The 12,723-nt window shown below is 73.7% G+C and carries 9 protein-coding genes and 1 pseudogene; 6 read left to right on the top strand and 4 right to left on the bottom strand.

What is annotated here, in order from left to right:
* Positions 1-26 precede the first annotated feature (26 nt).
* From ABCS02_RS11020 to ABCS02_RS11010, 3 genes are read right to left on the bottom strand one after another with little or no spacing between them, the layout of a single operon-like run.
* Positions 27-800 carry a DNA-formamidopyrimidine glycosylase family protein gene (locus ABCS02_RS11020; RefSeq protein WP_345835678.1) on the bottom strand — a complete coding sequence of 258 codons (774 nt, stop codon included), beginning with the start codon at positions 798-800 and terminating at the stop codon, positions 27-29.
* A gap of 46 nt (positions 801-846) precedes the next feature.
* Positions 847-5,505, bottom strand: coding sequence for an ATP-dependent helicase (locus tag ABCS02_RS11015; protein WP_345835677.1), 4,659 nt, complete (start codon positions 5,503-5,505; stop codon positions 847-849).
* Positions 5,506-5,556: 51 nt separating this feature from the next.
* Positions 5,557-5,739: a PspC domain-containing protein gene (locus tag ABCS02_RS11010; protein ID WP_345835676.1), complete on the bottom strand. Its 183-nt coding sequence runs from the start codon at positions 5,737-5,739 to the stop codon at positions 5,557-5,559.
* A gap of 197 nt (positions 5,740-5,936) precedes the next feature.
* Between ABCS02_RS11010 and ABCS02_RS11005 the strand changes: the two genes are divergently transcribed.
* Positions 5,937-7,124, top strand: coding sequence for a hypothetical protein (locus ABCS02_RS11005; RefSeq protein ID WP_345835675.1), 1,188 nt, complete (start codon positions 5,937-5,939; stop codon positions 7,122-7,124).
* 4 nt (positions 7,125-7,128) lie between these two features.
* Here ABCS02_RS11005 and ABCS02_RS11000 read toward each other — a convergent pair.
* Positions 7,129-7,786 (bottom strand): annotated as a pseudogene (locus tag ABCS02_RS11000) (alpha/beta fold hydrolase).
* A gap of 128 nt (positions 7,787-7,914) precedes the next feature.
* Here ABCS02_RS11000 and ABCS02_RS10995 point away from each other — a divergent pair.
* From ABCS02_RS10995 to ABCS02_RS10975, 5 genes are all read left to right on the top strand, one after another.
* Complete coding sequence (locus ABCS02_RS10995; protein ID WP_345835674.1) at positions 7,915-8,538, top strand: NUDIX hydrolase family protein; 624 nt, start codon at positions 7,915-7,917, stop codon at positions 8,536-8,538.
* A 70-nt stretch (positions 8,539-8,608) separates the two neighbouring features.
* Entirely contained in the window at positions 8,609-9,775 is a 1,167-nt protein-coding gene (locus tag ABCS02_RS10990) for a histidine kinase (protein WP_345835673.1), read from the top strand.
* The gene (locus tag ABCS02_RS10985; RefSeq protein WP_345835672.1) at positions 9,772-10,410 is read left to right on the top strand and encodes a response regulator transcription factor; all 639 of its coding nucleotides are present in this window, start codon (positions 9,772-9,774) and stop codon (positions 10,408-10,410) included. The genes ABCS02_RS10990 and ABCS02_RS10985 overlap by 4 nt, the downstream gene beginning before the upstream one ends.
* Positions 10,411-10,489: 79 nt before the next feature.
* Entirely contained in the window at positions 10,490-11,266 is a 777-nt protein-coding gene (locus tag ABCS02_RS10980; RefSeq protein WP_345835671.1) for an ABC transporter ATP-binding protein, read from the top strand.
* The gene (locus ABCS02_RS10975) at positions 11,263-12,720 is read left to right on the top strand and encodes an FtsX-like permease family protein (protein ID WP_345835670.1); all 1,458 of its coding nucleotides are present in this window, start codon (positions 11,263-11,265) and stop codon (positions 12,718-12,720) included. The genes ABCS02_RS10980 and ABCS02_RS10975 overlap by 4 nt, the downstream gene beginning before the upstream one ends.
* Positions 12,721-12,723 lie beyond the last annotated feature (3 nt).

Below are 12,723 nucleotides of genomic sequence, written 5' to 3'. Positions count from 1 at the left end.
AATCGGTCCGGTCCGTTTGCGCCGCGTCAGCGCTGGCAGCGCGGGCACCAGAACACGGTGCGCTGGCGGGTGGGGTCGGCGCCGAGCTGGCCGGATTCGATCGCCGTTCCGCACCGGCGGCAGGGTCTACGGGCGCGCCCGTAGACCCACGTGGTGGCGCCGGGACGGGTGTCGCCCGTGAACGTGCGGACCGGACGGTCGCGGTTCGCGCGGATCATCCGCATCCCCGTCTCGAGCAGCGGGACCACGTCGACCTCGGTCGCCGGACGGAACGGCAGGATGCCGCGCACGAACAGCAACTCGTTCGCATACTCGTTCCCGAAGCCCGCGAGGTGCCGCTGGTCGAGGAGCGCGACGTGGATGGGACGCGGGTCGGCGGCCACACGACGTGCGGCCTCCGCGAGATCCCAGTCGTCGCCGAGGAGATCGGGCCCGAGATGCCCGACGACGTTCGCTTCCTCGCGGGTCGGGAGCACGTCCACCATCGCGAGGTCGAAGCCGACGGCCTGCCGGTCGGCGTTCTGCACGATTGCACGCGCCTTGTGCGACGGCACCCGCCACGGCTCCCCGACACGGTAGACGCGCCACTCGCCGTCCATCTTCAGGTGCGAGTGCAGGGTCCATTCCCCGATCCGCACGAGGAGGTGCTTGCCGCGCGCGACGACCTCCTCCACGGTCTCGCCGGTCAGATCGGCCGCGGCAGCGCGCGGCACGCGGATCTCGAACCGGGTCACCGCGCGACCGGCGAGCGCCTCGTGGAGCCGCTGCGCCGTGCGGAAGACGGTGTCGCCCTCAGGCACGAGGGATCACCCTCCTTCCACGCCGGCGGGCGGACGCGCGGCGCGATTACGCATGCGAGGTCGTCTCCAGGGAGCGACGGAGGGTCAGGCCGCGGGGCGACTCGACGAAGCCCGCCTCGCGCAGCATCCGGGACAGCGGCGTTGTGAAGACCGGCTCACCGTCGACCTGCTCGATCGTGAGCGTCTCGAGCCGCCTGCGGCGGGCCGTGTCGGCGAGCGAGCCGACCGCCGAGGCCAGCGCCTCGGGGTCGTCGCCGAAGGTGAGCGCGGTCTTGCCGCCGCGCTCGAGGTAGAGCGTCAGGGCGCCGTCGACGAGCACGACGAGGGCACCCGCCTTCCGGCCCGGTCGATGCGACACGCCTGCGCGCGCGGGCCAGCCGAGCGCCGCGCCGTAGGGGTTGGCCGGATCGGTCGCGGCCAGCGTCACGGCGGCCCGCGGCGGCGGATCGGCGAGGCCGCCGAACGTGCGCAGTCGGTCGACCGTGGCGGATGCCGCGAACTGCGCCGCCCCGAGCTTCTCCACGAGGTAGCCGCGCCGCGCGTGTCCCGCGTCCTCGAACCGGGACAGCACCCGGTACACGTGGGCGAACCCGCCCGTGATGCCCTCGGCCTGGACCGCGCCGCGCGTGACGACGCCGTACCGCTCGAGGAGCTGCGACGCGGTCGCGGCGGCGAGGACCGCGGCATCCGTCTCCCGCTCCGGCAGCAGCGACCAGCGCCCGCCCGCGGACGGCGTGCGCGGCCCGGGGAGCGTGGCCCGCGCACCGCGGTAGAGCCGCGAGCGCGGTGCGCGACGGACGGTGCGGTGCGCCTGCCCGCCCGAGCCGAGAAGCGCCCGGACCGGTGCGAACGTGTCGTTCGTCACGCGGCCCGCCCAGGCGAGGCTCCACAGCGCCTCGACCACGGACTTCTCGTTCTCGGCGCCTGTGAGGCCCGTGAGCTGGCCCGCGAAGAATGCGCCGCCCGACGCCAGCGCGCCGAGGAGCTGCGCCTCGAGCCCCTCCGCGGGGATCTCCACGTCGTCGTCGGGGAGCGTCACCGCGACGGCGTCGGCGGGATGCAGCGCGATCCACCCGTCGTGCCCCGGGAGTGTGCCGTGCCCCGACCAGACGATCTCGCCGGTCGCGGTCAGCTCGTCGAGCATGGACGGCGCGTAGTCGGCCACGCGCGACGGGAGGATGAGCGTCTCCCACGCGCTCGCGGGGAGCGCGACCCCGGCGAGCTGCTCGACGACGAGCGCGACCCCGTCGATCCCCTCCAGCGGCCGGTCAAGGTGCTGCCACGACGGCAGGAACCGGGCGAAGGCGTCCTGCGAGACCGGCTCGACGCTGCCGCGGATCGCCGCGAGCGACCGCATCCGCAGGCGGCGCAGCACCTCCGCGTCGCACCACTCGGTCGCATCGGCGCGCGTGGCCCCCGTAGCGGGGAGGAAGAAGCCGCTCGCGATCCGCCCCTGACCTTCGAGCCGCTGGAGCGTGGCACGCGCGACGGCGACGCCGATCCCGAGCCAGGCGGCGAGGTCGTCGGGGAGGAACGGGCCGTGCGTGCGCGCGTACCGGGCGACGAGGTCGCCGAGCGGGTCGTCCACGGAATCCAGGAACGCGGTCGGGATGCCGACCGGGAGCGCCGCCCCGAGCGCGTCCCGGAGGCGCGCCGCGTCCTCGATCGCGGCCGTACGGGATCGGCCGCCGACCGTGACCGGGATCGCGCGCCGTGCCGCGACCAGCTCGGCCAGCAGTTCGGCTGCGGATGCCGCATCCTCGGGGCGCAGCCGCGCGGAGACCTCCGCCGCGTCGAGTGGGCCGAGCACGCGCAGGAGGTCGGCCACGCCCTCGACGCCGCGCGCGTGCCGCTCCGGGTCGAGGCGCTGCAGCTCGCGCTCGGTCTGCGCGATCACCTCCGGGTCGAGCAGCTCGCGCAGCTCGACCGTGCCGAGGAGCTCGCCCAGGAGGGCCGGATCGACCGACAGCGCGGCCGCCCGCCGCTCGGCCAGGGGAGAGTCGCCCTCGTACATGAACGCGCCGACATACCCGAAGAGGAGGTCGCGCGCGAAGGGCGAGGGCTGCTGCGTGGTGGTCTCGACGAGCCGGATGCGGCGCTCGCCGATCCCGCGCGCGAGGTCGAGCAGGGCGGGGACGTCGTACACGTCCTGCACGACCTCCCGCAGAGTCTCGAGGATGATCGGGAACGTCGGGTGTTTGTGCGCCACCTCGAGCAGCTGCGCCGAGCGCTGCCGCTGCTGCCACAGCGGGCTCCGCCGGTTCGGGTTCGTCCGCGGCATGAGGAGGGCGCGCGCCGCGCACTCGCGGAACCGCGACGCGAACAGGGCGGAGCCGCCCACCTCGTCGATCACGATCCGCTCCAGCTCGTCGGGGTCGAACACGAACAGCTCGGCGCCCGGCGGTTCGGCCGCGGCATCCGGCACGCGCGCGATGATGCCGTCGTCGCTCGCGACCGCCGATCCATCGACGCCCAGGCGCTCGCGGATGCGCGCGCCGACGGCCAGCGCCCACGGTGCGTGCACCTGCATGCCGTACGGGGAATGCAGGATGACGCGCCAGTCGCCGACCTCGTCGCGGCCACGCTCGACCGTCAGCGTGCGATCGCTGGGGATACTCCCGGTCGCCTCCCTCTGCTCGGACAGGTAGGCGAGGAGGTTGTCGATCGCGCGGTCGTCGAGGCCGGCCGCGCGCAGCCGCTCGGTCGCCTTCTCCCGCGTCGCGGCGTGCACCTCGCGCGAGAGCTTTCCGAGCGCCTCCCCGAGCTCGGCCGGCCGCCCGATCCCGTCGCCGTGCCAGAACGGCCCGCGGCCGGGCTGGCCGAAAGCGGGCACGACGTTGACGCGGTCGTGCGTGATCTCGACGATCCGCCAGCTCGTCGTGCCGAGGGTGAACACGTCGCCCACGCGCGATTCGTACACCATCTCCTCGTCGAGCTCGCCCACGCGCGCGTTCTGGGTCTCGCCCGCCACGAACACGCCGAACAGCCCCCGATCCGGGATCGTGCCGCCGCTCGTGACGGCGAGCCGCTGCGCGCCCGGCCGCGAGGTGAGCGTCCCCAGGTCGCGATCCCAGATGAGGCGCGGCCGGAGCTCCGCGAACTCGTCGGACGGGTAGCGGCCGGCGAGCAGATCGAGCGTCGCCTCGTACGCCGAGCGCGGCAGGGCGCGGAACGGCGCGCTGCGGCGGACCGTCTCGTACCAGTCCTCGACCTCGAGCGGCGCGAGGGCGGTGGCCGCGACCGTCTGCTGCGCGAGGATGTCGAGCGGGTTCTGCGGGATCCGGATCGACTCGATGCGGCCCGCCAGCATCCGCTCCGCCACGACCGCCGTGTGCAGCACGTCGCCGCGGTGCTTCGGGAAGAGGGCGGCGCGGCTGATCTCCCCCACCTGGTGGCCCGCGCGGCCCACGCGCTGGAGGCCGGAGGCCGCCGACGGCGGCGCCTCGACCTGGATGACCAGGTCGACCGCGCCCATGTCGATGCCGAGCTCGAGGCTCGAGGTCGCGACGACGCAGCGGAGGATGCCGGACTTCAGCTCGTCCTCCACCTGCGCCCGCTGCTCCTTCGAGACCGAGCCGTGGTGCGCCTTCGCGAGCACGGGCTCGGCGCCCGCCGTCGCCCCGCCCTGCGCGGGCATCGCCGCCGGAATCGCGGGCTCGGGAAGCTCGAGGCCCAGCCGCTCCGCATAGATCTCGTTGAGCCGGCCGGTGAGCCGCTCCGCGAGCCGCCGCGAGTTCGCGAACACGATCGTGGAGCGGTGCGCGAGCACGCGGTCGACGATCGCCTCCTCGACGTGCGGCCAGACCGACCCGGTCATCTCGGTGTTCTCCGGCGGTCCGTACCACTCGCCGTCGGAGCCGGCCTCGTCGGCGGGCGGGTCCGGCCGCACGGGCGGGGGCGGGTTCGTGAGGTCGTCGACCGGGACGACGACCTGGAGATCGAACGTCTTCGACGCGGGCGGCGCCACGATCTCGACCGGCGCCGAGCCCCCGAGGAACCGCGCGACCTCCTCGAGGGGCCGCACGGTGGCGGACAGCCCGATCCGCTGCGCGGGAGGACGATCGGGATCCTCCGCGCGACGCAGCGCGTCGAGGCGTTCGAGGCTCACGGCCAGATGGGCGCCGCGCTTGGTCGCCGCGACGGCGTGCACCTCGTCGACGATCACGGTCTCGACCCCGGTCAGCGTGCGGCCCGCCTGGCTCGTGAGCATGAGGTAGAGCGACTCGGGCGTCGTGATGAGGATGTCGGGCGGGTCGGTCAGGAGCCGCCGGCGATCGGCCGTCGTGGTATCGCCCGAGCGCACGCCCACGGTCACGGCCGGAGCCGGGAGCCCGAGGCGCCGCGCGGACTGGGCGATGCCGACCAGGGGCGAGCGCAGGTTGCGCTCCACGTCGACCCCGAGGGCCTTGAGGGGCGAGATGTAGAGGATGCGCGTCCGCGGCATCCCTTCCGCGGGCGGTCTCGCAACGACCTGGTCGATCGCCCAGAGGAAGGCGGACAGGGTCTTGCCCGAGCCGGTTGGGGCGACCACGAGCGCGTGCCGGCCCCGCGACACGGCATCCCATGCACCGCGCTGCGCCGGCGTGGGCTCGGGGAACGCGCCGCGGAACCAGTCCTGCGTGGCGGGCCCGAACCGCGCGAGCACGTCAGCGGTCGCATCGCCCCCCTCGGGCGTTGTGCGCGCCGGCGCGTTCCGCGTGCTCATGCGTCCATCTTGACTGCCCCCGCCGACACGCGGCGCGGACCCGTGAGCGGATCAGCTCTCGGCCGGGATGAGGATCCAGAGCAGCAGGTAGACCCACAGCGAGAGGCCGAACAGCAGAAGGGAGGCGACGAAGAGGATGCGGACGGGGATCGGGTCGACGCCGAAGCGCTGCGCGATCCCGGCGATCACGCCGGCCACGAGGCGCCCCTGGCGCGGACGGGTGAGCGAGTTCATGCGCTCATCCTCCCGCAGCGGAAGATGTCGCAACAGTGACCCCCCGCTGAACGCGGGCCGGAATCTCCGCGGCGCGCTTGACAGGATCGCGACCGCTTCGATTTCGTGGCTTCACGCGTGGTCGTCGACCCGCTTGGGGGCGGGAACGGTGGGGAAGCAATGACGGGCGACGGATCGCCGCACGCGACGGTGCGCGCATGACGCTCTTCGAGCCGTCGCCGCCGCGGATGCCGCGGTCCTGGCGCGGGGAGGATCCCTCGCCGTTCGCGGCGGTCCACCGGCATCGCCGCCGACGGGCGCTCGCGTGGCTGTGGGTCGGCTCGCTGCTGCTTGCGCTCGCCCTCGCCGGCACCGTCGCGCTGCTGGCGCTGCCGCTGGAGACCCGTATCGGCCTCGGCGAGGCGATCCCGGCCGCGCGCGGTCTGCTGCACGTGCCTGATCCGCCGACCGCGGAGGTCGCGGCCCTCGCCGATCGCATGTACCTGACGGACGAGGGCCGGCAGCTGTTCTACGGCACGAAGCCCCGTCTCGGCGGCGACGAGGTCGCCGAGCTCTGCGCGCGCCCGGGGGACGATCGCCAGCACGGCGTAGCCGACGGGTGCTATCGCCCGGGCGTGGCCGGGGTGGGGAGCATCGTCATCTACCGGCCCTCGGACGAGCGGCTGTCCGGATCCATGATCACCACCGCCGCGCACGAGATGCTCCACGCGGCATATGACCGGCTGGATGTCGACATCCGGGTGCGGGTAGACCAGCTCGTCGCGGCGGAGACGGCGCGCGTGCCCGCGGAGGACCCGGTCCACCGGCAGATCGAGTGGTCCGTGGGCGGGTATCCGGGGAACGTCGGGACGGAGGAGTTCGCCTACCTGGGCTCGCAGATCGAGCTCGACGGAGGCTTCGCGCCGGAGCTGGAGGCGGTCTACGCCCGGTACTTCACGGACCGGGCCGCGCTCGTGGGCGCCTACACGCAGTCGAACGCCGTGCTCCAAGGTGTCGCGGACCAGCTGCAGGCTGCGTCGAATGCGGCCGCCGACGCGGAGCTGTCCGCCGCCACCGCGCGGGCGCAGTACGAGGCGGATCGGGCCTGGGACACGGACGCGGTGCAGACCTACAACGCGGATGCCGCCCGCTACAACGCCGCGGATCCTGCGACCCGCGATCGCGTCCGCGTCGCCTGGGTGCTGCGCGACGGCCGGACGACGACCGGGAGTTGGGGCGACGTCCTCGCGAGCCGGCTCAGGGAGCTCGATGCGCTTCGGGCGGACCTCGATGCGCGCGGGCCTCAGGTCGTCGCCCAGGAGCAGTCCGCCGCTGACCTCCGCACGAAGGCCGAGGCGATGGCCGCCGACGTCAAGGCCCTCTTCGCCGACGCTGCGCCCGGGTAGGGGCTCAGGCGAGCTCGGCGAGGCGCTGGTCGAGGAAGGCGCGGATGTCGTCGAGCTCGGGCTCCGACACGCTGTGGGTGAGGCCCGGATAGACGCGACCGCTGAGGTCGGCGTGGTCGGGCAGCCATCGCGTCGTGTGCTCGACGAGGAAGCTCGGGATGACCTCGTCCCGGGCGCCGCGGCCCCAGAAGACGGGCGGGCGGCGGGCTGCGAGCGCGGCGTCGCCGGGCAGGGCGCCCGGCTCGGCGTAGCCGCTGAGGTTCACGGCGAACGCGAACCGCTCGGGCTCGAGCCGGAGGGCCTGGAGCGACACGGCCCCGCCCTGCGAGAACCCGAGCAGCCCCACCGAGGGCGCGGCCGGCGCCTCGGCGTCGAGCCAGGCGAGGAGCGAGGACGCGGCATCCGTCACACTGCCGGCATCCCGTCCGTCGAGGCTCTCGATCGGGTACCACGAATAGCCGGGCGCGGGCCAGGGGGGGCGCGAGCGGAGCGCGGACCGCCGCCACGAGGAACGCCTCGGGAAGGTAACGCACGAGCCCGAACAGATCGCGCTCGTCGGCGCCGTAGCCGTGCAGCAGGACGAGGAGCGGTCGACCCGAGCGCTCCTCGGCGGGTGCGGACCACAGGACCGCCCCGGCATCCAGCTCAGGCGTCTCATCCACCGTTTCATCCTGGCAGCCTCCCCCGCGAGAACGCGCCTATGTCACGTTTGGGGGCCCATTTCATGACACGGGAGCGTTCTCGGGGAGGTGGGGGACGCCGCTGCGGGCGCGTGGGGTATACAGGAGTCATGCCGGTCCGCACCCCCGATCCCGAACCGGGCGCAGAGGGCGAAGGGCGCGATCCGCTCGAGGGGATCGACGACGCCTTCGACGCCCTGTCCACCGTCTCGAACGCGAATCCCGCCTGGCTCACGGACGTCGAGCTCACCGAGGTCCGCCGACGGCTGCCGATGCTGTACGTCGAGGCGGTGCCGGTGCGCACCGATGGTCTCGGCGCGGTGACCGAGGTCGGCATCCTCCTCCGTGCGACGCCGCTCGGCGAGATCACCCGCACGATCGTGTCGGGGCGCGTGCGTTACGGCGAGACCGTGCGCGACGCCCTGTTCCGGCACCTCGAGAACGACCTCGGGCCGATGGCGTTCCCCCTCCTTCCCCCGTCGCCCACGCCCTTCACCGTCGCGGAGTACTTCCCGATCCCGGGTGTCAGCGCGTTCCACGACGACCGGCAGCACGCTGTGTCGCTGGCGTTCGTCGTCCCGGTGTCCGGCACGTGCGAGCCTCGGCAGGATGCCCTCGAGGTGACGTGGATGCCGCCGGAGATGGCCGCCACCGACGCGCTCGCGGCCGAGATGGAGGGCGGCCGCGGGACTCTCGTGCGCCTCGCGCTCGCGAGCGTCGGCGCGCTCCGGTAGTCCCCAGGGCTCGTGCGGATACATCCCAGGACGGATGCCCCGGCGTACCGCGCTCACGTACCGTGAGGGGATGTTCCGCGCGCTGAAGTCCTATCAGGTCGCGGTCGACCTGATACTCGCGGGGATGTACCTGGCGTTCGCCCTGCTCGCCGACGGGGCGCTGCGGGGCGCCGGCCCGTCGTTCGTGCAGATCGCGTACGTCGTCCTCTTCGCGGTCGCGGTGGGGCTACGGCGCTTCGCGCCGGGGCTCGCGCTCGCGGTCGCGTGGACGGCGGCGATCCTGCAGATGGTCGGCGCACTGCCGCCGGCCCCCGCGGACATCGCCGTCTTCGCCATCCTGTACGCGACCGCCGCGTACGGCACGCGGGTGGAGTTCTGGCTCGCGCTCGCGTCGGCCGGCGCGGGTGCCGTCGCCATCACGGTCTACCTCTTCTGGGGTCCGCGCTCGCTCCTGCTCGACGGCCGCCTCGCGCTCGTGCCGGTCGTCGTCGTGGTGCTCGCCGCCGCGCTGTTCGCGCTGTCGCTCGCCTGGACCGCCGGCGCCCTGGTGCGCTCGGTCAACCGCACGCGGGAGACCCGGATCGCGCAGGCGCGGGCCGAGATCGAGGCCGCGGCGGAGCTCGAGCGCGTCCGCATCGCGCGCGACATGCACGACGTCGTCGCGCACTCGCTCGCCGTCGTGATCGCGCAAGCAGACGGGGCGCGCTATGCCGCGGCATCCGATCCGCGTGCCACCGACGAGGCGCTCACCGCGATCGGCTCCACGGCGCGCACGGCGCTGGCCGACGTGCGCGTTCTGCTCGGACAGCTCCGGCAGCGTCAGCCGGCCGGGCCCCAGCCCACGCTCGCCGACCTGGACGCGCTGTTCGCGGACTTCCGCGCCGCGGGGATGGTGCTGCGTGCGCACGTCGAGCCGTCCGCAGACGAGGTGCCCACGGCCGTGCAGCTCGCCGTGTACCGGATCCTGCAGGAGGCGCTCACCAACGCCCTCCGACATGGCGACGGCGGCCCCGTCTCCGTCGCGCTCGCTCGTCTACAACCGGAGCGGGGGCGCGCCCGACCGGAGCTGCGGATCGAGGTGCGCAACGGGGTCGTGCCCGGAGCGGCGCCGGGCGGCGGCCACGGGCTCGTCGGCATGGGCGAGCGCGCGGGGCTGGTGGGCGGCGCCCTGCGGGCCGGGGCGGACCAGGGGGAGTTCGTCGTGCGGGCCGAGATTCCGCTGGGGTCCGCGGCATGATCCGGGTCGCGCTCGTGGACGATCAGGCGCTCTTCCGCGCCGGCATCCGTATGCTCGTCGACTCACAGCCCGACCTCGAGGTCGTGGGCGAGGCGGGCGACGGACGGCAGGCGGTCGGACTCGTTCGCGAGGTGCGCCCCGACGTCGTGCTGATGGACATCCGGATGCCGGTCATGGACGGGCTCGCCGCGACCGAGGAGCTCCTCCGGGATCCGGATCCGCCGCGCATCGTCATGCTGACGACGTTCGACCTCGACGAGGCCGCCGCCCGCGCGATCCGGGGCGGGGCGAGCGGCTTCCTCTTGAAGGATGCCGACCCGGAGTTCCTCCTGGCCGCGATCCGCACCGTCCACGCGGGGTCGGCGGTGGTGGCCGCGTCGGCCACGCGCGACCTGTTCGCGCACTTCGCCTCGCCGGGCGTCCGCGCGGTGCCGCCCGCATACCAGGACCTCACGGACCGCGAACGAGAGATCTTCGCCCTCGCCGCCCGCGGCCTGTCGAATGCTGAGATCGCCGAGCGCGAGTTCCTCTCCGAGGCGACGGTGAAGACGCACGTGAGCCGCATCCTCGGCAAGCTGGCGTTGCGCGACCGGGTCCAGCTCGTGGTCTTCGCATTCGAACACCACCTCGTCTGACCGGGATCATCCTCGGGATGTAGGCGGATGCCTCTCGAGGCGGATGTGCGCGGCCGGCCGGGTTCCTAACGTCGAAGGCATGCAACTGACATCGACGGAGTTGGGCCTCGCGGCCCGCGTGCATCAGCTGACGAAGACCTACGGCACGGGCGAGGGAGAGGTCCGCGCGCTCGACGCCGTCTCGGTGGGCATCCGACGGGGAGAGTTCACGGCGATCATGGGTCCGTCCGGCTCCGGCAAGTCGACCCTCATGCACATCATGGCGGGCCTCGACGCGCCGACCTCGGGCAGCGTCTGGATCGGCGACACCGACATCACCGGACTCTCCGACGGCGAGCTCACGCTGTTGCGCCGCCGCCGGGTCGGCTTCGTGTTCCAGGCCTTCAATCTCGTGCCGACGCTCGATGCGGCGGCGAACATCCTCCTGCCGTTCGACCTGGACGGACGCCGCCCGACCGCGCTCGAGCGGGCGCGGATCGACAGTCTCATCGACACGCTCGGCCTGCGGGACCGCTTGGGCCATCGTCCGCACCAGCTGAGCGGCGGGCAGCAGCAGCGCGTCGCGATCGTGCGCGCGCTCGCGACGGCGCCCGACCTCGTGTTCGCGGACGAGCCGACCGGCAACCTCGACTCGCGCAGCGGACGCGAGGTGCTGGGCCTGCTCGCGGACGCGAGCCGGACGCACGGGCAGTCGATCGCGATGGTGACCCACGACGCGCTCGCCGCGAGCCACGCCGACCGGGTGCTGTTCCTCGGCGACGGCCGGATCGTCGCCGACAAGCCGCGGCAGACGGCGGAGGAGATCGCGGCCTACATGCTCGCGGCTGAGCTCGGCACGGTCGGGGCGCGGGCATGAGCACGGTGGCGGAGGCGCGGATGCCGCGCCGTCGGGGCTCGCTCGGATGGCTGCGCGATCGCGGCATGGGCGCCAGCATCCTCGTCGCGGCGGTGTCGTCCGCGTTCGGTGCGATCCTGCTGTCGGCGGTCGGCTACATCTCGGCGCTCCTGCGCGCCGATCCGCTGATCGGCGACAGCCACACGCTCGCGCTCGTGCTGTCGGTGCTGGCGGTCCTGTTCGTCGGGGTGGCGGTGTACGTCGGCGCGATCGTTACGGCGAACACGTTCGCGACGGTCGTCGCCGGGCGCACCCGGCAGATCGCGCTGCTGCGGCTCATCGGGGCGTCGGCGCGCTCGCAGCGGGCCGAGGTGACGCGACAGGGACTCGTCGTCGGATGCTTCGGAGCGGCCGCGGGACTCGTGTTCGGCATCCTCGTCGCGTTCGCCAGCATCCCGATCGTTGAGGCGTCCTTCACTGTGGCACACGTCTCATACGGGGTGCTGCAGCCAGTGCTGCTCGTGCCGGCGGTCGTGGTGGCGCTCACGACGTGGGCCGCCGCGGGGATCGGCTCGCGGCGCGTGCTGACGGTCACGCCGCTGCAGGCGCTGGGCGGCTCGACCGAGGCCGCGCACGCCGCGCTCGCGCACCGCGGGGGCCGCAACCGCGTCGCGGTGGCGCTCATCCTGGCGGGCGCGGTCCTGCTCGGGGGCGGCGTCCTGCTCGGCCTCCTCACGCCGCTCGGCATCGGGGTCGCCTTCTTCGGCGGCGTGCTCTCGTTCACCGGGCTCTCGCTCGGGGCGACGGTCGTGATGCCGCCGGTCCTCCGGCTGGTAGGACGCTGCTTCGGACGGTCCGCGGTCGCGCGGCTCGCGGCGGAGAACGCGATGCGGTACCCCGAGCGGTCGTCGCGGATGGCCATCGGCGTCGTCATGGGTGTGACGTTGGTGACGATGTTCGCGGTCGCGATCGCGAGCGTGCGGACCGTCCTCACGGCTGCCGCGGGCGGCCAGCTCCCACCCGAGATCGGCACCGTGCTCGACACGTTCACGACGATCATGTCCAGCCTCGTGGGAGTGTCCGCCGTGATCGCGGCGATCGGACTCGTCAACCTGCTGACCCTCGGGGTCGTGCAGCGGCGCCGTGAGCTCGGGCTGCTCCGTGCGCTCGGGCTCTCGAAGGGCCAGGTGCGGCGCGTGGTGCTGCTCGAGGCCGCGCACATCACGATCGCGTCGGTCGTGGTGGGCCTCCTGCTAGGGGTGCTGTACGGGTGGGTCGCCGCGCAGTCGCTGCTCGGCTCCGTCCGTCCGACGGTCGGCGGCGCCGCGTCCGCGCCCGAGCTCGTGGCGCCCGGCATCCCGTGGATCCCGCTGGCGGTCGTGGTCGCCGGCGCGGTCGTGCTGACCCTGATCGCCTCTGCGACCCCCACCCGCCTGGCGACCCGAGTGCCTCCGGTGGCGGCGCTCGCGGAGTAGCCG

It is taken from the genome of Microbacterium sp. X-17 (genome assembly GCF_039615055.1).
The sequence above is the reverse complement of the archived record's forward strand: the minus strand, read 5'-3'. Positions and strand labels throughout refer to the sequence as shown.